At 53.4% G+C, this 18,873-nt stretch carries 23 protein-coding genes; all 23 read left to right on the top strand.

Annotated features, from left to right (window positions below; translation table 11 throughout):
* Positions 1 to 149 precede the first annotated feature (149 nt).
* The 23 genes from EKL29_RS21255 to EKL29_RS21150 all read left to right on the top strand — a co-directional run bounded on the left by EKL29_RS21255 (position 150) and on the right by EKL29_RS21150 (position 18,713).
* Positions 150 to 584: a phage terminase small subunit P27 family gene (locus tag EKL29_RS21255; protein WP_126690631.1), complete on the top strand. Its 435-nt coding sequence runs from the start codon at positions 150 to 152 to the stop codon at positions 582 to 584.
* Positions 584 to 2,317, top strand: coding sequence for a terminase large subunit (locus EKL29_RS21250; RefSeq protein WP_126690630.1), 1,734 nt, complete (start codon positions 584 to 586; stop codon positions 2,315 to 2,317). The genes EKL29_RS21255 and EKL29_RS21250 overlap by 1 nt, the downstream gene beginning before the upstream one ends.
* A complete protein-coding gene (locus EKL29_RS23420) occupies positions 2,314 to 2,481 on the top strand; it encodes a hypothetical protein (RefSeq protein ID WP_311779054.1) in 168 nt (55 codons plus the stop codon). The genes EKL29_RS21250 and EKL29_RS23420 overlap by 4 nt, the downstream gene beginning before the upstream one ends.
* Positions 2,474 to 3,700 carry a phage portal protein gene (locus EKL29_RS21245; protein ID WP_126690629.1) on the top strand — a complete coding sequence of 409 codons (1,227 nt, stop codon included), beginning with the start codon at positions 2,474 to 2,476 and terminating at the stop codon, positions 3,698 to 3,700. Before EKL29_RS23420 ends, EKL29_RS21245 begins: the two co-directional genes overlap by 8 nt.
* Positions 3,693 to 4,295 carry an HK97 family phage prohead protease gene (locus tag EKL29_RS21240; RefSeq protein WP_126690628.1) on the top strand — a complete coding sequence of 201 codons (603 nt, stop codon included), beginning with the start codon at positions 3,693 to 3,695 and terminating at the stop codon, positions 4,293 to 4,295. The genes EKL29_RS21245 and EKL29_RS21240 overlap by 8 nt, the downstream gene beginning before the upstream one ends.
* A 73-nt stretch (positions 4,296 to 4,368) precedes the next feature.
* Positions 4,369 to 5,586, top strand: coding sequence for a phage major capsid protein (locus EKL29_RS21235; RefSeq protein ID WP_126690627.1), 1,218 nt, complete (start codon positions 4,369 to 4,371; stop codon positions 5,584 to 5,586).
* A 66-nt stretch (positions 5,587 to 5,652) separates the two neighbouring features.
* Positions 5,653 to 5,970 carry a head-tail connector protein gene (locus EKL29_RS21230; protein WP_126690626.1) on the top strand — a complete coding sequence of 106 codons (318 nt, stop codon included), beginning with the start codon at positions 5,653 to 5,655 and terminating at the stop codon, positions 5,968 to 5,970.
* The gene (locus EKL29_RS21225; RefSeq protein ID WP_126690625.1) at positions 5,967 to 6,359 is read left to right on the top strand and encodes a phage head closure protein; all 393 of its coding nucleotides are present in this window, start codon (positions 5,967 to 5,969) and stop codon (positions 6,357 to 6,359) included. The genes EKL29_RS21230 and EKL29_RS21225 overlap by 4 nt, the downstream gene beginning before the upstream one ends.
* Entirely contained in the window at positions 6,352 to 6,882 is a 531-nt protein-coding gene (locus EKL29_RS21220; RefSeq protein ID WP_126690624.1) for a hypothetical protein, read from the top strand. The genes EKL29_RS21225 and EKL29_RS21220 overlap by 8 nt, the downstream gene beginning before the upstream one ends.
* Entirely contained in the window at positions 6,879 to 7,439 is a 561-nt protein-coding gene (locus EKL29_RS21215; protein ID WP_126690623.1) for a hypothetical protein, read from the top strand. Before EKL29_RS21220 ends, EKL29_RS21215 begins: the two co-directional genes overlap by 4 nt.
* A 5-nt stretch (positions 7,440 to 7,444) precedes the next feature.
* Positions 7,445 to 7,606, top strand: a complete 162-nt coding sequence (locus tag EKL29_RS21210) for a DUF2635 domain-containing protein (RefSeq protein ID WP_126690622.1) — start codon at positions 7,445 to 7,447, stop codon at positions 7,604 to 7,606.
* The gene (locus EKL29_RS21205; protein WP_126690621.1) at positions 7,603 to 9,120 is read left to right on the top strand and encodes a phage tail sheath subtilisin-like domain-containing protein; all 1,518 of its coding nucleotides are present in this window, start codon (positions 7,603 to 7,605) and stop codon (positions 9,118 to 9,120) included. The genes EKL29_RS21210 and EKL29_RS21205 overlap by 4 nt, the downstream gene beginning before the upstream one ends.
* Complete coding sequence (locus tag EKL29_RS21200) at positions 9,120 to 9,476, top strand: phage tail tube protein (protein ID WP_126690620.1); 357 nt, start codon at positions 9,120 to 9,122, stop codon at positions 9,474 to 9,476. Before EKL29_RS21205 ends, EKL29_RS21200 begins: the two co-directional genes overlap by 1 nt.
* Positions 9,473 to 9,802 carry a phage tail assembly protein gene (locus EKL29_RS21195; protein WP_311779053.1) on the top strand — a complete coding sequence of 110 codons (330 nt, stop codon included), beginning with the start codon at positions 9,473 to 9,475 and terminating at the stop codon, positions 9,800 to 9,802. Before EKL29_RS21200 ends, EKL29_RS21195 begins: the two co-directional genes overlap by 4 nt.
* An 87-nt stretch (positions 9,803 to 9,889) precedes the next feature.
* Positions 9,890 to 11,854 carry a phage tail tape measure protein gene (locus tag EKL29_RS21190; RefSeq protein ID WP_126690619.1) on the top strand — a complete coding sequence of 655 codons (1,965 nt, stop codon included), beginning with the start codon at positions 9,890 to 9,892 and terminating at the stop codon, positions 11,852 to 11,854.
* Between the two features lie 37 nt (positions 11,855 to 11,891).
* Positions 11,892 to 13,367 (top strand): DNA circularization protein, encoded by a 1,476-nt coding sequence (locus EKL29_RS21185; RefSeq protein ID WP_126690618.1) that lies wholly within the window; start codon positions 11,892 to 11,894, stop codon positions 13,365 to 13,367.
* On the top strand, positions 13,364 to 14,428 hold the full coding sequence (locus tag EKL29_RS21180) for a phage baseplate assembly protein (protein ID WP_126690617.1): 1,065 nt from the start codon (positions 13,364 to 13,366) through the stop codon (positions 14,426 to 14,428). Before EKL29_RS21185 ends, EKL29_RS21180 begins: the two co-directional genes overlap by 4 nt.
* Positions 14,418 to 14,954: a phage baseplate assembly protein V gene (locus EKL29_RS21175; RefSeq protein WP_126690616.1), complete on the top strand. Its 537-nt coding sequence runs from the start codon at positions 14,418 to 14,420 to the stop codon at positions 14,952 to 14,954. The genes EKL29_RS21180 and EKL29_RS21175 overlap by 11 nt, the downstream gene beginning before the upstream one ends.
* On the top strand, positions 14,954 to 15,370 hold the full coding sequence (locus EKL29_RS21170; RefSeq protein WP_126690669.1) for a phage GP46 family protein: 417 nt from the start codon (positions 14,954 to 14,956) through the stop codon (positions 15,368 to 15,370). Before EKL29_RS21175 ends, EKL29_RS21170 begins: the two co-directional genes overlap by 1 nt.
* Positions 15,363 to 16,442, top strand: coding sequence for a baseplate J/gp47 family protein (locus EKL29_RS21165; protein WP_126690615.1), 1,080 nt, complete (start codon positions 15,363 to 15,365; stop codon positions 16,440 to 16,442). The genes EKL29_RS21170 and EKL29_RS21165 overlap by 8 nt, the downstream gene beginning before the upstream one ends.
* An 8-nt stretch (positions 16,443 to 16,450) precedes the next feature.
* Positions 16,451 to 17,026: a YmfQ family protein gene (locus tag EKL29_RS21160; protein WP_126690614.1), complete on the top strand. Its 576-nt coding sequence runs from the start codon at positions 16,451 to 16,453 to the stop codon at positions 17,024 to 17,026.
* Between the two features lie 2 nt (positions 17,027 to 17,028).
* Positions 17,029 to 18,171 carry a hypothetical protein gene (locus EKL29_RS21155; RefSeq protein WP_126690613.1) on the top strand — a complete coding sequence of 381 codons (1,143 nt, stop codon included), beginning with the start codon at positions 17,029 to 17,031 and terminating at the stop codon, positions 18,169 to 18,171.
* Entirely contained in the window at positions 18,171 to 18,713 is a 543-nt protein-coding gene (locus EKL29_RS21150; protein WP_126690612.1) for a tail fiber assembly protein, read from the top strand. Before EKL29_RS21155 ends, EKL29_RS21150 begins: the two co-directional genes overlap by 1 nt.
* The last annotated feature ends 160 nt before the right edge of the window (positions 18,714 to 18,873 follow it).

Here is an 18,873-nt window from a genome sequence, read left to right as displayed (position 1 = left end):
TCAGGGTGCGAATGCTTATACCCATACGCAGGGGGGGGATCAAATCCCTACAGCCTTTCGCCTTCGTGACTGCCCGCCCCGGTATTTTTTTATTTGCGGGAAATAAGGATCTTTTTTTCCGATAGCTGTTAACAACTCAAGGGGCTTTTATGGCGGCTGTAAGAGCCTCGGGCGGAGGCCGGAAACGCAATTCAACCGGCACGATAAAGAGCACATTAACCAGAATTGCACCGCCGCCAGGGTTAATGAGTGATGTAGCGGTAAGCCTGTGGAAATCACAGTCGAAGATTCTGATAGAGCGCGATCTCTTTCAACCTGAAGATGCGCCGCTCCTTCTCGCTTACTGCAATGCGTTTCATCTGATGATCGAAGCCGACAAAGTTATCCTGCAAGACGGCTTTACCGATGTTGGCGGAACGGGCGGATTAAAGAAACATCCCGCTGTTAACGTCCGTAATGATGCAGTTGCGCAGCTCGCGCGCCTCGGCTCTTTGCTGGGGCTCGACCCGCTAAGCCGGGTAAGAATGACAGCGCCCGGCGATAACGTCCCGCCCGAAGGAAACGAATTCGACGAGTTTGATTAATGGCAGCTTATCCCAACGTAAACGACGCAAACCGTTACGCGCGGGACGTCGTCGGCGGGAAGATTCTGGCTTGTCGCTATGTCCGGCTTGCTTGTCAGCGCCACTTGGACGATCTCCGCCGCGAAAAAGACGATAAAAGCTGGCCTTACCGGTTCGACAAAGATAAAGCCGAGCGCTTTTGTCGGTTCAGCCAAAAAATGCCGCATACCTCGGGAGAGTGGGCCCGGCGCAAGCTCAGGCTTTCGCTGGAGCCGTGGCAAAAGTTTATTTTTTGTACCGGCTTTGGCTGGGTGCATAAAAAGACCGGCCTTCGCCGGTTTACCGAAATTTATGTCGAAGTGCCGCGCAAAAACGGGAAATCGCTGATCGCGGCCTGCGTTGGTAACTACATGTTTTGCGCCGATGGTGAACACGGCGCGGAGGTGTATTGCGGCGCGACAACAGAAAAACAAGCCTGGAAGGTTTTTGAGCCTGCGCTCCAGATGGTTAAGAAGCTTCCGGCGCTGCGTCAGAAGTTCATGATTAAGCCGTGGGCGAAGAAAATGTCGCGCGCTGATGGTTCGGTATTCGCGCCGATAATTGGCGATCCCGGCGATGGTGACTCGCCGAGCTGCGCCATTATCGACGAATATCACGAGCACGACACGGACGCTCTTTATACAACGATGACAACCGGCATGGGCGCGCGGGCGCAGCCGCTCACGCTGATCATTACGACAGCCGGTTACAACGTAGCGTCGCCGTGTTACGACAAGCGGGCGCAGGTTGTTGAAATCCTCGAAAACATCCGAGAGGGTGGCGAAAATGACGCTATTTTCGGGATTATTTACACGATTGACGATGGCGACGACTGGCAGCAGCCAGAGGCGTTAATAAAAGCCAATCCGAATTACGGCGTTTCGATAAAAGAAAGCTTTCTTATCGCAAAGCAGCAGTTAGCAAAGAGCACGCCAAGTCAGACTAACAAGATCCTTACGAAACACTTTAACCGCTGGGTTTCGGCAAAAGCAGCGTATTACAACCTGCAAAAGTGGAACGATGCGGAAGACAAATCGCTATGTTTGTCGGATTTCGCCGGGATGGAGTGTTATCTCGGGATAGACCTTGCGTCGAAGCTGGATTTAAACGCCGTGGTTCCCGTCTTTGTGAAAGAGATAAACGGGCAACGACATTTTTATTGTGTCGGCGCTATGTTTTGGGCTCCTGAAGAGACGGTCTTTTCTACCGAGCCAGACAAAAAGCGCACCGCCGAGCGCTATCAGAGCTTCGTTAATCAGGGCGTGCTGATCCCAACGGACGGCGCAGAAGTCGATTACCGCCTGATATTTGAAAAGATTGTCAGCCTCCGCGATACGGTCAAAGTAGCGGCGTCTGCAATTGACCCCTACGGGGCGACGAGCCTGTCTCATATGCTCGCTGAAGAAAGCCTGTGTCCGGTCACAATCCCGCAGAACTTTACTCATATGTCTGATCCCATGCGTGAGATAGAGGCCGCGCTCGCTTCTGGCCGCTTCCACCATGACGGCAATCCGATCATGCGTTGGTGTGTCTCTAACGTTGTCGGGCGCTACTACAAAGGCTCGGATGATGTTGTCAGGCCGGTTAAAGAAGGCTTTGAAAACAAAATAGACGGCGCAGTCGCCATGATGATGGGCGTTGGCCGCGCAATGTTAATCGAGCCGCGCGATTTTCTGTCGTCTCTCGATCCTGATGAGGATTTGCTTTATCTATGAAATTTTTCGACTTGCTTACGCTGGCGGGCTTTTCGCTCATGGTGGCGGCGTTATACCTGCGCTATGGGCTGGAGGCTGCGCTCGGCTTCTCGGGAGGGATGCTCTTTATCTGTGGGCTTCTAATGGCACACCGGACAGCGAAAACCGGGGTTAAAAATGATTGAGGCTCTTTTTACGCGGCGCAGCGGTGAAGCCGGAAGCCCTGAAAACCCGGCAACGCCTTTAACGGGTGAATCACTGAGCATAGACGGGGCATTTACTGGCGACGTGCGCGTTACGCCGGAATCAGCGATGAAACTTGCCGCTGTTTATTCATGTATCTATGTCCTGTCGTCCAATCTGGCGCAAATGCCGCTGGCCGTTTTCCGTAAAACCGAAGGCGGCGTCGAAGTCGCCACGGATCATCCGGTTTATTACCTGATACATGATGAGCCTAACGCCTGGCAAACTTCGTACAAATGGCGTGAGCTTATGCAGCGGCATACGCTCGGCTGGGGCAATGGTTATACGCAGGTAATACGCAGCCGACGCGGCGAGGTGACGGGGTTAGAACACCGAATGCCGTGGGAAACCGCGTTGCTTGATAACGGCGGGCGATATACCTACGGCGTTTATAACGAGTCCGGCGCGTGGGCCGTGTCGCCTGAAGATATGATCCATATTCGCGCCCTGGGTAACTGTCAAAAGCATGGGCTTTCGCCCATTTTGCAACATGCGCAGACTGTCGGGCTCGGGCTATCGGGGCAGAAATACACCGAATCTTTTTTCAGTGGCAACGCGCGGCCAGCGGGTATCGTAAGCGTTAAAAACGAGCTTAACGACGAATCCTGGACACGGTTAAAACGTGTCTGGCAGAAAGCGGCGAGTGCGCTTCGCAGCCAGGAAAATAAGACGCTCCTGTTGCCTGCGCAGCTCGATTACAAGGCGCTTACGGTGTCGCCTGTGGATGCTCAGTTGATCGATATGCTCAAGATTAACCGCAGCATGATAGCCGGGATTTTTAATGTACCGGCACACATGATTAACGATCTCGACAAGGCGACTTTCTCTAACATTTCCGAGCAATCAATCGGCTTTGTCCGCTTCTCGATCATGCCCTGGGTAGTGAATTGGGAGCAGGAGTTAAACCGCCGCCTGTTTACGCGACAAGAGCGCACCGCAGGCTATTACGTCAAATTCAATCTTGCTGGCCTGCTACGCGGCACGCCGAAAGAGCGCGCCGAATTTTACCATTACGCGATTACCGATGGCTGGATGAGCCGAAACGAGGCGCGCGCCTTCGAAGATATGAATCCTGTCGCCGGATTGAATGAAATGCTCGTTAGCGTCAACGCAGCAAAGCCTATTAGCAGCAAAAACGAGGAAAACGCACCGAATGAGTGAGATAGAAAAGCGCTGTTATGGCGGAGAGGTTCGCGCAGCAGCAGAAGAAGGAGGCCCGACACGTATCACAGGTTACGGATCGGTTTTTAACTCGCGCTCAGAGCCTCTTTTCGGCTTTCGCGAAATCATCAAGCCGGGTGCTTTCGATGACGTGCTAAACGATGACGTTCGGGCGCTGTTTAATCATGACCCTAATTTTATTTTAGGCCGCACTGCGTCGGGGACGCTCGCGCTTTCTGTCGATGAGCGTGGCTTACGCTATGAGATCACTCCGCCCGAGACTCAGACCATTCGTGATCTTGTGCTGGCTCCTATGCAGCGCGGGGATATTAATCAAAGCTCGTTCGGCTTTCGCGTGGCGCAGGACGGCGAGCGCTGGTATCAAGACGAAGAGGGGATCGTGATTCGCGAAATATCGCGGTTTTCGCGGCTCTTTGACGTTAGCCCGGTAACTTATCCGGCATATGCGGAGGCCGATTCTGCTGTCCGCTCTATGCAAGCCTGGAAGCAGGCGCAGGAAAGCGGGGACATTGTGAAGGCCATTAACCAGCGGCAGGCGCGCGAGCGTTTGCTGGCAATGATTCCCGGTAATTAATTCTTTATTTAAATAAATCTTTATTAAACCTCGCTTCGGCGGGGTTTTTTTATGGGCTAAAGGAGCCGACTTAATGAAATTGCACGAGCTTTATCAGAAACGTAACACCATCGCCGGACAAATGCGCACGCTCAACGACCAGATCGGCGATAACAAATGGACGCCAGAGCAGCGCTCCACCTGGGACGCTCATAAGCATGAGCTGGATCAGGTGTCGGCACAAATTGCGCGTGAAGAAGAGCTACGCGCTATCGATCAGACCTTTGTAGCAGGACAGGAGGAAGAGCAACGCCGTAAACCGCAAAGCAGCGAAGAGGAATTCCGCGCCGCCGCGTTTAATCGCTTCCTTCGTGATGGCCTCGGCGAGCTGAATCCAGATGAGCGCCGCGCGTTGCAGGAGCTGCGCGCGCAGGCGGCAGGCACTAACGAAAAAGGCGGCTATACCGTCCCGACGCAATTCCGTAACCGTATCACGGACGCCATGAAGCTCTACGGCGGCATCGCGAGCGTTTCTCAGGTTCTGGTAACAGCTAACGGACAGCCGATTGAATGGGCTTATTCTGACGGCTCGGCAGAAGAAGGCGCGCTTATTGGTGAAAACGAAGAGGCGGGCGAAGAAGATGTAAGCTTTACGCCTGTTACGCTGGGCGCTAAAAAGCTCACGTCGAAGGTGATCCGCGTGTCTAACGAACTTTTATCAGACAGCGGCGTTGATATTGAGGGCTATCTCGCTGCGCGCATCGCAAAACGTATCGGACGCGGTGAAGCGAAATACTTAATTACTGGCGATGGCTCTAACGATAAAACCCCTAAAGGGCTCGCGACGTGGGTGAGCAAAACGACGCCGACCGCGAAATCGACAGCGTTTACCGTTGACGAGATTCTCGCCCTGAAACATGCCGTTGATCCGGCTTATCGCAATTCGCCTAACTTCCGCTTTGCATTCAACGACAGCACGCTATTGAAGCTCAGCCAGATGAAAGACGGGCAGGGCCGTCCGCTGTGGCTCCCTGACGTTGTCGGCGTAGCTCCGGCAACGATTGCTAACACTCAGTATGTTATCGATCAGGGTATTGCTGATTTTGGCGCTGGCGCGAAATTCATGTATTGCGGCGATTTCCAGAGCTTCGTAATCCGCCGTGTTCAGGCGATGACGCTTAAACGTCTGGTTGAGCGTTACGCTGAATACGATCAGACCGGCTTCTTAGCTTTCCACCGCTTCGACTGCGTTCTCGAAGATTTGGACGCGATTAAGGCGCTGGTAGGTGCAGGCGCAGCCGCCGCCGCCTGATAAGTGACATAACCGCTTCGGCGGTTTTTTTATGCCCGGCGCCCGCCGGGCATAGGAGGGGTAACGATGCTGTTAACGCTGGATGAAATTAAATACCAGCTCAGGATAGAGCCCGATGACACAAGCGAGGATGCCTATCTCCAGCTCATTGGACAGGCCGCAGAATCGCGGACGAGTAACTATCTAAATCGGAAGCTTTACGCTGAGACTGTCCCGGAAGATGACCCTGACGGGCTGATTCTGCCAGCGGACGTTAAGCTCGCCATGCTGGGCCTTGTCGCGCATTTTCACGAGAATCGCGCGGCTGTTTCGGATGTGGAAATGATAGAGCTTCCCATGTCATTTAACTGGCTCGTCACGCCTTATCGGTTTATCCCGCTATGAAGCGCTCCCCGGCTCTTACAAGCGCGCGGTATAGCTTCCCCGATCCGGGAGAGTTAAACAGGCGGGCTTTTTTTCGTAACCGCGTCGATATGCCAGCCAGTAATTTCGGGACAGAGCCCAAAGACCTCGCCGAGTTTATGGCGTGGGCTAAAGTGGCGCAGGTTGGCGCGACAACTTATCAGGCTTCCGTTCAGACTGAAAAAACCATTACCCATTACGTGACGATACGTTATCGCAAAGGGCTTTCTGTTGATTGGGAGCTGGTTGTCGACGGCGAAATTCTGGAGGTAAGGCGAATGCGCGATCTCAACTCAAAGCGCCGTTTCTGGCTTTTAGAATGCGAGTCCGTGGGCTTTGACAGGTCAGCAGGGGGTGATGTTTATGGCTGAGCCCTTATTCCGGGTGGTGTACCGGCCAGAGGGTTCTTTGCAGTTCGACCGCAAAAAGCTTCGTCCGGCTTTTGTTCAGATCGGCAAGCAGCATATGCGGGTTGCCCGCAGCATGTTACGCAGCCGTAAGGCTTCCGCCGCAGGGGCTAACCCGGCGCGGCAAACGGGAGCGCTGGCTAAGTCAATCGGTTACATGATCCCGAAAAGCACGTCGCGCCGTCCAGGCCTGATGGTGCGTATCGCGCCCACTGGCAGCAAAACCGGAAAAGTAAGGGGCGGTAAGCCGATTCCGGCCAAAAATGGCCGCGACGACTTCTATCCGGCAATTCTTGAAAGCGGCGTCCGCAAGGGCGCAAAACGCGGGAAATCGCATAAGAAAGGGGCGTCAGGTGGCGCGAGCTGGCGAATTGCACCGCGTAACAACTACATGATTCAGACGCTGGAAAAAGAGAAGCCGCAAACGCGATACGTCTTGCTTAAGGCGCTACGTAACGCGGTGAAGCCAGCTAAAGGAGGAGCATGAAGCTTTCACTGATTATTGATGCTCTTCGACAGCGCGCGCCGTCATTTGGTGGACGTGTGGCCGGGGCCGCAGAGTTTCAGGCGTTAGGGGAAAACTCACGTCTACAGCTTCCGGCTGCGTATGTTGTGCCGACGAGCGATTTACCCGGCGAGCAGGAGTCGAAAACGGACTATTACCAGATGCTAACGGAGAATTTCGCCGTGATTGTCGCGCTGGATAATCGCCGTGACCCGCGCGGGCAGGAGGCAATCTTCGACGCCGTCGATTCTATCCGTAATGAGCTTTGGCGGTCTTTGCTCGGCTGGGAGCCAACAGAAAACCATTACCCGATCACCTATAAAGGCGGCGAGGTTCTGGAGATGGATCGAGCGGTGCTTTATTACCAGTTCGATTTTTCCTCAGACATTGAAATCCAGGAAGCCGACACCTGGCAGGAGCGCGAGCTCAACGAGCTTCAGCCGCTTAAATCGGTTTGGGTGGACGTTGACTATATCGATCCCGGCGACGGGCCAGACGGCATTATCGAGCATTCTTCCCACATCCCAATCACAGAGTAAAACGCATGTTTGTTAAACCGAAAGACGGGCGATCAGTACCTGATCCGGCCCGAGGCGATCTATTGCCCGAGCGCGGGCGAAACGTCCCGGAAGATTCATATTGGCTGCGTCGCATAGTTGAAGGCGACGTAGAAAAAGTAACTGATGACAAAGGCGAAACGGAATGAGCGTAAGCTTTAACAACATCCCCGGTAATATCCGCGTACCGCTCTTTTACGCAGAGATGGACAACAGCGCGGCAAATACCGCACAGGCGAGCGGCGCGTCGCTTATGATTGCTCAGGCTTTGCCAGATAGCGTTATCGAGCGCGATAAAGTCCTAATTATCTCCTCCGCCGATCAGGTTAAAAAGCTGGCCGGACGTGGCTCTCCGCTGGCGCGCATGGTTGCGCGTTATCGCAAAATCGACCCTTACGGCGAGCTCTACATCATTGCGCCGAAAGACGATGCAACGTTGAAAAAGGCCGAAGGCTCTATCGCCCTGGCAGGTAAAGCGACTGAAGCGGGCGCAATTTACCTTTATGTCGGCTCCGACCGTGTTCAAGTTGTCGTTAGCGTCAACGATACGCCTGTCGAAGTCGGGCAGGCGATGGCAGATAAAATCAATGCCAACGCCGATTTGCCGGTTACGGCGGTTTATGCCGCTGCAACAGAGAGCCAGCCCGCGCAGGTTATCGTTACTGCAAAATGGGGCGGCGTGACCGGCAATAACATCCCGCTGTCTCTCAACTACTACGGCGCGACCAGCGGAGAGGAGACGCCTGAAGGGATTAACGTCACGATCACCGCAATGAAAGGCGGCGTCGGCGACGTTGTGATCGATGGCGCTGTCGCGGCGATGGGTGATAACGAGTTTGACTATATCGGCCTGCCATTCAGCGATGCTTCAGCGCTGAGCATTATCTCCGCTGAAATGAACGACGATACAGGCCGCTGGAGCTGGTCACGTCAGCTCTACGGCCATGTTTACACGGTGCGTTATGGTTCCCTTTCGGATCTGGTTGCGTTCGGCGACAGCAAAAACGAGCAGCATATTACCGTTTGCGGATATGAGCAGGCGACGCAGAGCCCGCTGGACGAAGTAGTCGCGGCGCGCCTGGCTCGTCAGGCTGTATATCTGCGCATCGATCCGGCCCGGCCAACGCAGACCGGCGAAATTACCGGCATCTTACCGGCTCCAGTGGGCTCTCGTTTCAGTCTCACTGAATTTCAGTCGCTGCTAACGCATGGCATTGCAACGGCCAGCGTTACCAATGGCGTGTTACAGATTCAGCGCGATATTACGACCTACAAGAAAAATAAATTTGGGGTTGAGGATAATAGCTATCTCGATTCCGAGACGTTGCACACCTCGGCTTATGTGCTGCGCCGCCTGAAAAGCGTTATTACCAGCAAATATCCGCGCCATAAGCTCGCCAGCGATGGCACGCGCTTCGGTGCAGGCCAGGCGATTGTTACGCCTGCCGTTTTGAAAGGGGAAATTTGCTCCGAATACCGACAGCTTGAGCTGGCTGGGATCGTCGAAAACTTCGCGTTGTTTAAGCAGCACCTTATTGTTGAGCGCAACGCCAACGACCCAACGCGCGTTGATGTGCTTTTCCCGCCTGACTATGTAAATCAGCTCCGCGTTTTCGCGCTGCTTAATCAGTTCCGCCTTCAGTACAACGAGGAAACAGCATAATGGCCAAGATTGCCGGTACTTGTTACATCAAAGTGGATGGCCAGCAGCTTTCCGCAACAGGCGGCATTGAAGTCCCGATGAACACGAATGTTAAAGACGACATTATCGGGACGGACGGATCTGTCGATTACAAAGAAACTTTTCGCGCGCCCTACACCAAAGCGACGCTAAAGGTTCCCAAAGGTTTCCCGCGTGACAAGCTTTCTTCATCTGACACGATGACGATTACGAGCGAGCTGGCGAACGGGGACGTTTACGTCCTCTCTAACGCCTGGGTTCACGGCGAAATGAATCACAACGCGGACGATGGCACTGTCGACGTCGAATTCCACGGCCAAGAGGGCTTTTACCAATGATTAAAAAAGAAGTGTTACTGTCAAAGCCGATCATGGCGCACGGTGAGAAAATTCACGTTCTGGAAATGCGCCCGCCGACGTTCGACGAAATCGAAACGCATGGCTTCCCGTTCACTATAACCAGTAAGGGCGATATTAAGCTCGATACTGGCGCTGCGCTTCCTTACGTCTACTTACTGGCAGAGATCCCGCGCTCCTCAGCGGCGGCGATGACCGCCGCCGATCTGTATAAGAGCGCAATGAGCGTGATGGGTTTTTTTACCCACTCGGAAGCGGAAAAAACCTCCGGCGACGACTCTACAACACCGCCCATTTCTGGCGCGTAAATCCCCTTGAGCTTAAGCGGACGTGTATTTTCGACTTTCTGGAAATGGAAGAAGAGGCCGTCCGCATAGATAAGGAAATAAACCCTGATGGCTGATAGTTTCGAGCTAAAAGCCATAATTACCGCTGTAGACCGGCTCAGCGGGCCGGTTAAGGGGATGCAGCGGCAATTAAAAGGCTTTCAAAAAGAGTTCGCGGAGTTATCTGTCGGGGCGGCAGCGGGCGGCATCGCCATAGCTGCGGCGCTTGCCGTGCCGATAAATCAGGCAATTGATTTTGAATCGACAATGGCGGACGTTCGCAAAGTTGTCGACGGGCTCGACGATCCGAAAGTCTTTGCTCAGATGAGCGATGACATTCTGACGTTGTCGACACAACTACCCATGACAGCGGACGGCATCGGGCAAATCATGGCCGCAGCCGGGCAGGCGGGCATATCGCGTAACGAGCTCCAGCAGTTCGCGACTGATGCCGTTAAGATGGGGATAGCCTTCGATCAGACAGCGGAAGAAGCCGGGCAAACTATGGCGCAATGGCGCACGGCTTTTAAACTGACTCAGCCGGAAGTTGTTAAGCTGGCCGATCAGATTAACTACCTCAGCAACAACGGCCCGGCGAGCGCCAAGTCGATCACGGATGTTATTACGCGAATCGGTTCGCTCGGCGATGTGGCTGGCGTATCTTCGGCTGATCTGGCTGCAATGGGCGCGACAATTGCCGGGATGGGGGTAGATTCAGACGTTGCTGCGACAGGTGTTAAAAACTTTATGCTGTCGCTGGTTTCAGGCAACGCATCCGGGACAAAAGCAGCAGTCCTTAAGCGGCTACGGCTTAACCCGAAAGAGCTGGCCGCAGGGATGCAAAAAGATTCGAAAGCGACAATTATCCGCGTTCTCGACAGCATCAAAAAGTTGCCGAAGGCGCGGCAGGCGTCGGCGCTGGAAATACTCTTCGGGCGAGAATCTATCGGGGCAATTGCGCCACTGCTTAACAACCTCGACTTGCTAAAAACCAATCTCGACCGCGTTTCGGACTCGAAAAAATACTCTAATTCGATGGAAAAAGAGTATCAGTCACGCGCCAAAACGACAGCAAACTCCCTACAGCTCCTGCGCAATCAGTTCAGCGCGATAAGCATTACGTTAGGCGATACATTTCTCCCGATGATTGTTGAGGCAACGAAAGAAGCCCAGCCTTTTCTGGAGCAGGTGCGCAGCTTCATTAAGGCGAATCCTGAATTGATTATGTCCGTGGCGAAGTTTGCGGGTGCGCTGTTGGGCGTTAGCGTTGCTGTCGGTGCGGTTTCACGCGCTATCAAAATCATGAACTTCGCGATGAATATGTCCCCGGCCAAGCTGGCTATAGCTGCGCTTGTGATCGGCGCTCAGCAGATTATCGAGCATTGGGACGAAGTCGGGCCTGTAATTAAGGACGTCTGGCAGCAAGTGGATAGCGTCGCGGCGTCGATGGGGGGATGGCAAAACGTGATCGAGGGCGTCGGCTTGATAATGGCCGGGACGTTCACGAAAAACACAATAGGCGCACTTCGTGAGGCTGTTTCATTAGCTGGCAATCTTTCCGGCACGCTCGCAACAATTGCGCGGTTTAGCGGCATAGCCCTGTCTATTACAGTCGCGATTTATATGCTGAAGCAGCTCAAAGAAATTGAAGATGCGGTGACAAAGAAAGACGGGACAGATTCTTTCTGGACGTCACTTAAACAGCGCTTTAGCGCGGGAGGCTGGTATAACCACGAACAGCAGCTATCCGCCCGTACTGGACAGCCAGTCCCGCGCGTAGAGGGAGGGGCTTATCTTCCTGCTGTTTCCCTGGATCGCCCTGTGTTCGATAACTCGCTAAACCCTGGCCTTAGTCTTGATCGCCCGACTCTCGATAGACCTGTCGGAAGTGCATTACAGCGCGGCGAGCTCAAAGTTTCTTTTGAGAATGCGCCGCAAGGTATGAGGGTTGCCGAGATACCGAAGGCGGGTAATCCGCTGATGGTTACAACGGACGTGGGTTATAGCCCGTTCAGCCTTCGCAGAGACAGATAATGTTAACCCGCTTCGGCGGGTTTTTTTATGGTGACTTATGGCGATTCCGGGTTTCGATTCTGTGTCTGGCGCTGTTTCAGATTTCAAATCAGCATTAAGCACTACGCCAGAATGGCGCAAGCGGCTTCAAAAAGCCTCTTTCCGAGGTGTTCAGTTTGAAGTTGATGAAGAAGACGGCACTTTCGGGCGTCGTGTTCAGGTTAACGAATATCCGAACCGTGATAAGCCGTTTACTGAAGATTTGGGGCGCGCCGCGCGTCGGATCAACATAACGGCCTATCTGGTTGGCGATGACTACCCGACCCGCCGCGACAAGCTGATAAAAGCCGTCGAACAGGCGGGCTCAGGGACGCTTGTACATCCCTATTACGGGGAAATGAAAGGCAATATCGACGGGCAAGTCCGCGTCTCTCACAGTGCGCGCGAGGGCCGCATTTGCCGTATCTCATTTGCGTTTGTTGAAGCGGGCGAACTGTCTTTTCCTACCGCTGGCGCAGCGACCGGCAAATTGCTTTCCGGCGCTTCGGCCTGGCTTGATACCAAAATTAACGAAATGATGTCGGAATTCGGCCTCGATGGCGTTTCCGACTTTCTCCAGAGTGGCGTAATCAGCGACGCTAAAGCGATGTTTGATACCGTTACGGACGCGTTTCAGATGGTTGATAGCGGAATTGCGGCCGCTTCAAGACTGCTTCAGGGTGATTTGTCCGTCATTCTTTCCCCGCCAAGCCTGGCGAGTGATTTTGTTTCCTCATTACAAACTATGTGGCGGCAGGGCAGCAAGCTTAGCGGGGACGCGAGCGGGATCGTCTCGATGGTGAAGTCCCTTACCGGCGTTACGCTGGATTCAGGGCTCGCCCCGCGTGGCAAATGGTCAACGGATAGCGGCACGACAGCGGCGAGAAAAACGCAGACGAACCTGATAGCCGCAGCTATCAGAACGACAGCGATCAGCGTGGCCGCTGAGGCTGTCGCGAGCCTGCCCGCACCAAAGCAAACGGCACTTGCGGGACAGGGCGCTAAAACCGGCGCAGTTACGCCTGGCGCTTCAGCCGGGCAAGGTGGGGGCGGTTACATTGCCAATGTAGCGCATCCCGCCCTGTCATTTAATGAAGTATCGGAGGCGTTCGGCGATGCCAGCTCGTCGACGAGCAACAGCTCGGCAGCGGCGACGTCAGGAAATGACAGCAGCAACATCATCGGATGGGATGATCTCGATTCGTTGCGTGATTCGCTAAATGTTGCGATTGACCGCGAACAGCTTCGCACGGCAGATGATGGCCTTTTTATGGCGCTGAATAATCTACGAGCGGCAGTAAATAACGACATTTCATCGCGACTGGCTCAGGTTGAAAAGATTGTTGAACGAACGCCGAAAGAGGTACTGCCAGCCCTTGTGCTTGCGTCTGACTGGTACGACGACGCAACGCGCGAAGCAGACATAACCCGGCGCAATTCAATCAGGCATCCCGGCTTTACTCCCGTTTCCGCGTTAAAGGTTCCTGTTAAATGAATGATTCAATTTGGCTACGCATTAACGGGCGCGAGTGGGGCGGCTGGACGTCAAGTCGCATCAGTGCAGGCATTGATCGCATGGCGCGTGATTTTAACGTGGGGATTACTCAGCGCTGGCCGGGTGATGAAAAGCAGGGCGGCGCAACGCGCGTTAAGTGGGGCGATAAAGTCGAAGTGCTTATCGGCGATGAGCTGGTAATTACTGGCTGGGTGGAAGGGACGCCGTTGCGTTACGACGCGCGAAATATTACTCGCGCCATCGTTGGCCGCAGCCTTACCTGCGATCTGGTTGATTGCTCCGCTGAAGGGAGCCAGATAAAAGGCAAGTCGCTGTTTCAAATTGCTGAGAGCCTGGCTAAACCGTTCGGAATAAAAGTAATCGATCAGGGCGCGCCGACAGGAAGCTTAATCGACGTGCAGCCAGAACACGGCGAAGCGGTAGTCGAGACGCTAAATCGCTTGCTGGGGCAAAAACAGGCGCTTGCGTATGACGATGCGCAGGGGCGTCTGGTTATTGGCGGGATCGGCGCTACACGCGCGGCAACCGCGCTTGTCCTCGGCGAAAATATTCTCTCTTGCGACGCTGAAAAAGATTACCGCAATCGCTTTTCTGTGTACCAGGTAGCAGGACAGAGGGCAGGTAACGATCAGGATTTTGGCGAGGCGACGCTATCCGCGATAAAGCAATCCTCTTCTGATGGAGAAGTCCAGCGCTTCAGGCCCGTTTATATCCAGCAATCCGGCAATGCAACATTGGAAACCTGTAAAGAGCGTTGCGAATTCGAGGCGCGCCAGCGCGCGGCCAAGTCGAAGGAGACGACCTACACAGTGCAGGGCTGGCGGCAGGGTAACGGGCAGCTATGGAAGCCTAACGAGCGTGTAATCGTCTTTGATCCCTACGCGGGATTTGATAACGAAGAGCTGGTAATCGCTGAAGTTACTTACAACCAGGACGCGCAAGGTACGACAGCCGAGCTTCGCGTCGGCCCGCCTGATGCGTATCTCCCCGAGCCCAAAGCGGCTAAAAAGAAAAAGAAGGTAGCGTCTAATGACTGGTAGAAACAGCCTTTCAAACGTTGTGGCGCGAGGGGTTTTAGTCGCGCTCGATGCGGCCAAAAAATGCCAGGCGGTTACGTTAAAGCTCATTGCTGGCACAACCAAAGAAGGGATAGAGCATGTTGAGCCTTACGGCTTTACGTCAGCCGCGCAGGATGGCGCGGAGGCTGTCGTCCTCTTTTTAGGTGGCGATCGCGCGCATGGTGTTGCGCTGGCCGTTGGCGATCGTCGCTACAGGTTGCAGGGGCTGAAGCGTGGCGAGGTGGCGCTTTATTCGGATGAAGGCGACAGCATCATCCTAAAACGCGACAACAAGATAGAGGTAAATACGAGCGTATTTACCGTAAACGCGAAAGAGAAAATTGCCTTTAATACGCCCCTGATTGAAGCAAGCGGCAATTTTAAAGCGGCGGGCGACGTCAGCGACAAAACTGGAAGCATGTATAAGATCCGCATGACCTATAACGGGCATACGCATCCCGGCGACAGCGGCGGCACGACCCAACAACCTAACCAGGCGATGAATTGATGATCCTAACAATAAACGGGGATTCGGTTGCGCTTTCCTCTGCGCTCGACAGGCTTACCCGCGCAGTATTGATCTCTCTTTTTACCTGGCGACGTGCTGAAAGCGACGACGAAACAGATCAGCCGTTTGGATGGTGGGGAGACACTTTTCCAAGCGTAGCGAATGACAAAATCGGCTCGCGGCTTTATCTGCTTAAGCGTAGCAAGCTCACGAACGCGACAGTGTCACAAGCGCGCGACTACGTTCAGCAGGCGCTCGACTGGCTTACCGAAGACGGCGTCGCCGCTCGGGTTGATGTAAGCGTCGCGCGTACCGGCATCGATCTATTAGAGGTTGGCATAAAGATTTATCAGCATGACGGCAGTATTCACGCCGTTTTGTTCGATGACATATGGAGGAGTTTACAGAATGGCTGAAAGCGGTTTTTCACGACCGGCGCTTCCTCAATTAATCAGCATGATTCGAAGTGACTTACTGACGCGATTCGGCGAAGACGCGGTCTTGCGCAGGCTCGACACGGAAATTTATGCGCGCGTACAGGCCGCCGCTGTCCATACCCTTTACGGCTACCTGGATTATCTGGCGCGTAACATGCTTCCCGACCTGGCAGACGAAGACTGGTTACTCCGGCATGGAAACCTGAAAAAAGTTAAACGTAAAAGCCCGACCGCCGCGTCGGGTTTTTTTCGCTGGGAGGGAGTGACAAGGGCGATCACCATTCCGGCAGGTACAACGATTCAGCGCACAGATGGCCGTGAATATCTCTCAACGAGCGACGCGGCTGTTAATGCTGGCGTTATTCGCGTACCTGTTACCGCAGCAGAAGCAGGCTCAGATGGTAACTGTGACGATAAAGAGGCTGGCACGCTGATTTCTCCGATTGATGGGCTTTCATCAACAGGCTACGCAGAAAGCATTACGGGCGGCGCAGACGAAGAAGATTTAGAGGTATGGCGTAGCCGCATCATGGATCGATGGTATTACGTGCCGCAGAGCGGCGCAGATCCCGACTATGTCGATTGGGCTAAGCAGGTGCAGGGCATTACGCGGGCCTGGACAATTCGCAGTTACAGCGGTGTGGGTACTGTCGGCGTTATGGTTGCGACAAGTGACCTTGATAACCCTGTCCCGGCTGCTTCCCTTGTCGCAGGGGTGCGCGAGTATATTCTCCCGCGCGCGCCGGTTGCGGGCTCCGGTCTTTTTGTCTTTGCAGCTTCTGCGCACGTTATCAACCTGACTATTGCGCTTGCGAAGGATTCAGCAGCTATCCGCCAGGCGGTCACAAACGAAATTAAATCTATGTTTCTACGCGATGGCGCGCCGGGCGGAAAAATCTACCTTTCACGCATCAGCGAAGCGATCAGCATGGCGTCAGGAGAGGTTGCTCACAGCCTTCAAAGTCCGGCATCGGATGTTCAGCTCGGCGCATATGAATTACCCATGCTAGGGGCTATTACATGGGCTGATTACCTGAATTCAACCGGTTAAGGGGGCGTATGTCGATACAGGACGAGTACACGCAACTTCTGAAAAACCTGTTGCCGCGCGGGCCTCTTTGGGAAGGGGATAATCCGCTGATCGAGGGCTTATCGCCATCGTTCGCCCGCGTGCATGGCCGCGCAGCGGATTTAATGCGAGAAACCAATCCGGGCGAGTCAGTAGAACTAATCGACCGTTACGAGGCGTTATGCGGCTTGCCTGACGCGTGCGCGCCGGATGGTGTTCAGACGCTTTCGCAGCGCCAGCGCAGGCTTGCGGCAAAAGTAAACGGAACAGGCGGCATCAACGAATCTTTTTATCTTAATCAGTTAGCATCTCTCGGATATAGCGGAATAACAATCACGCAATATCAGAATGAAACACAGTCGCCTAATTCAGAATGGGGCGATAAGTGGCGTTATTACTGGCAAGTAAATATCCCGGAAGACGCCTCTGTAAACTGGATGACGTGCGCCAGCGACTGCAACGAATCAATCAGGACGTGGGGCGATACAGTAATCGAATGCGTCATTGATAAATTATGCCCTTCACACACCGTTGTTATATTTTCATATCCAGAAACTAAGGCTTAAACGTGCATCGTATTGATACAGCTTATGCTCAGGCCGATAAATTCGGCACAGGTAAAAACGGTTTTACCAATGGCGATACAACAACAGGACGTCGCGCGACGCAACTTGATGCGGATTATTTCGACAGCATTCAGGAGGAAATAAGCAGCGTTATCGAGGCGGCTGGAATTCCTCTCGATAAGTCCAAAATGAATCAGCTTTTAACCGCGCTTAATCAATTATATCTCCATAGCGATAATGCAAAAGTAGCGGGCGCGCTTCAGAAAGCTAATAATCTGCAAGATTTAACTAATGCTGATGTGGCCCGGCAGGCGCTGAGAATAGATAAAGTCCAAAACTGGATGTCGGTACAAGCTAACGGCGGGAAACACTCATCTGGTAATCATCAATACTATTTAGATTGGGGAACAGATGGAAAGCTTCACGTAACGGTTGATAATACGGACGTGGGCGAGCTGTTCACTACGAATAATCCGCCGAATGCCTCCCAGGTGGGCGCAATGTCATTGAATGGCGGGGTTTTCAATGATGAAGCAAGTATCTCTGTTCGTTCAGCGGTCAGGAATCCAAATGTTGGCGATATTCTATATTCGCCACTTTTTCGCGCCGTTCTAACCGGGCGAGGCGGCGACATGGATTTTAAAGACGGCGCGTCGGCCGTAATGCGTGTGGTTGAAGAAGTCGGAACTATAGCTTATCTGCAATTACTTTGGGACGGCTTTGGAAGTGTTCATTCATTCAGATTTACACAAAATGGTGATATTAGATGTGACGGCGACTTATACGCTGGTCAAGCAATATTTGACAGAAACGGAAACGCAAAGGGGGCTGCCTGGGATGGCGGTTATCTTTCAGATTGGCTCCATGGGCAGTTTGCAGACGTCAGAAATTCAATAGTCAACGTTAATAATACTGCAAGCGATGCGTGGAACAAAGCAAACGACGCACAGGTTAACCGTGTTACGGATATTCGCCTGACTTCAGAACATCAATACGGCGCGAGCGGCGTATATACCTATACAGGCAGCAACACAGTATTAACTGGTTTTACTAACCGTGACGGCGATTATTCGGCTGAAGGCCTTTACTGGAGCTACATTCAGTATTATCGCAGCGGGCAATGGATCACAGTAGGAGTTTCATAATGATTAACCTGAAAAACTTTAAGCGCGGCGAGCCTCAGACCGAAGAGCAAAAAGAGCTGGCCGCTGTTGGCGCTTTATTCCTTTTCGATGAAGACGGCAACGAGTGGTATGAGAGCCAAAAAAATTTCGCCTCTGACACAATGAAAATTGCCTACCGTGATAATGGTGTTGTTGCGGCCATTGCGCGGAATTATACGGACGTCTCGTCTTTGTTCCCGGACGGGATGAGCGTTGCAGAAGTTGAAAACACCGAGCAAAACAGACGCGCCGATAATCGGGGCGGCTGGGTGTTCGACGGGACAGGGATCGCCGAGCGGGTTTACACACCTCAAGAGCAGGCAGCGGAGGCGGAAGCGCAGAAAACGCGGTTACTGGCCGCAGCGACAAAGGTTATCGATCCGCTTCAGGATGCCGTAGAGTTGGAGCTGGCGACAGACAAAGAGGCTTCATCGCTGAAAGAGTGGAAAACTTATCGCGTGCTGCTTAACCGCGTCGATACCAGCGCTGCGCCTGATATTGAATGGCCCGCGCAGCCAGCATAAGAGGGGATCTCTCTCACTTCCCGCTGATTTCTGTTGCGTGACCGCTAGGTTTTAGGGAAGAATGTCGGCATTGATCCTTTTATGATCATTTTCCTTTACGGGATTAAATCATAGTAATCAATCACTTGCCTTTTATTCTTCGCAGATTTGTTTTGCGTGT

The organism is Pantoea sp. YU22, assembly GCF_003970755.1.
Lineage (GTDB): Bacteria > Pseudomonadota > Gammaproteobacteria > Enterobacterales > Enterobacteriaceae > Pantoea > Pantoea piersonii.
This window is presented reverse-complemented; position numbering and strand designations above follow the sequence as displayed.

Excerpts from the sequence above, each read along its gene's own strand:
- EKL29_RS21170 (WP_126690669.1), top strand. The coding sequence starts at position 14,954 with ATGATCCTAACAATAAACGGGGATTCGGTTGCGCTTTCCTCTGCGCTC.
- EKL29_RS21200 (WP_126690620.1), top strand. The coding sequence starts at position 9,120 with ATGGCCAAGATTGCCGGTACTTGTTACATCAAAGTGGATGGCCAGCAG.
- EKL29_RS21165 (WP_126690615.1), top strand. The coding sequence starts at position 15,363 with ATGGCTGAAAGCGGTTTTTCACGACCGGCGCTTCCTCAATTAATCAGC.
- EKL29_RS21215 (WP_126690623.1), top strand. The coding sequence starts at position 6,879 with ATGAAGCTTTCACTGATTATTGATGCTCTTCGACAGCGCGCGCCGTCA.
- EKL29_RS21205 (WP_126690621.1), top strand. The coding sequence starts at position 7,603 with ATGAGCGTAAGCTTTAACAACATCCCCGGTAATATCCGCGTACCGCTC.
- EKL29_RS21195 (WP_311779053.1), top strand. The coding sequence starts at position 9,473 with ATGATTAAAAAAGAAGTGTTACTGTCAAAGCCGATCATGGCGCACGGT.
- EKL29_RS21255 (WP_126690631.1), top strand. The coding sequence starts at position 150 with ATGGCGGCTGTAAGAGCCTCGGGCGGAGGCCGGAAACGCAATTCAACC.
- EKL29_RS21185 (WP_126690618.1), top strand. The coding sequence starts at position 11,892 with ATGGCGATTCCGGGTTTCGATTCTGTGTCTGGCGCTGTTTCAGATTTC.
- EKL29_RS21220 (WP_126690624.1), top strand. The coding sequence starts at position 6,352 with ATGGCTGAGCCCTTATTCCGGGTGGTGTACCGGCCAGAGGGTTCTTTG.
- EKL29_RS21150 (WP_126690612.1), top strand. The coding sequence starts at position 18,171 with ATGATTAACCTGAAAAACTTTAAGCGCGGCGAGCCTCAGACCGAAGAG.
- EKL29_RS21235 (WP_126690627.1), top strand. The coding sequence starts at position 4,369 with ATGAAATTGCACGAGCTTTATCAGAAACGTAACACCATCGCCGGACAA.
- EKL29_RS23420 (WP_311779054.1), top strand. The coding sequence starts at position 2,314 with ATGAAATTTTTCGACTTGCTTACGCTGGCGGGCTTTTCGCTCATGGTG.
- EKL29_RS21175 (WP_126690616.1), top strand. The coding sequence starts at position 14,418 with ATGACTGGTAGAAACAGCCTTTCAAACGTTGTGGCGCGAGGGGTTTTA.
- EKL29_RS21160 (WP_126690614.1), top strand. The coding sequence starts at position 16,451 with ATGTCGATACAGGACGAGTACACGCAACTTCTGAAAAACCTGTTGCCG.
- EKL29_RS21190 (WP_126690619.1), top strand. The coding sequence starts at position 9,890 with ATGGCTGATAGTTTCGAGCTAAAAGCCATAATTACCGCTGTAGACCGG.
- EKL29_RS21210 (WP_126690622.1), top strand. The coding sequence starts at position 7,445 with ATGTTTGTTAAACCGAAAGACGGGCGATCAGTACCTGATCCGGCCCGA.
- EKL29_RS21180 (WP_126690617.1), top strand. The coding sequence starts at position 13,364 with ATGAATGATTCAATTTGGCTACGCATTAACGGGCGCGAGTGGGGCGGC.
- EKL29_RS21240 (WP_126690628.1), top strand. The coding sequence starts at position 3,693 with ATGAGTGAGATAGAAAAGCGCTGTTATGGCGGAGAGGTTCGCGCAGCA.
- EKL29_RS21245 (WP_126690629.1), top strand. The coding sequence starts at position 2,474 with ATGATTGAGGCTCTTTTTACGCGGCGCAGCGGTGAAGCCGGAAGCCCT.
- EKL29_RS21250 (WP_126690630.1), top strand. The coding sequence starts at position 584 with ATGGCAGCTTATCCCAACGTAAACGACGCAAACCGTTACGCGCGGGAC.
- EKL29_RS21225 (WP_126690625.1), top strand. The coding sequence starts at position 5,967 with ATGAAGCGCTCCCCGGCTCTTACAAGCGCGCGGTATAGCTTCCCCGAT.
- EKL29_RS21230 (WP_126690626.1), top strand. The coding sequence starts at position 5,653 with ATGCTGTTAACGCTGGATGAAATTAAATACCAGCTCAGGATAGAGCCC.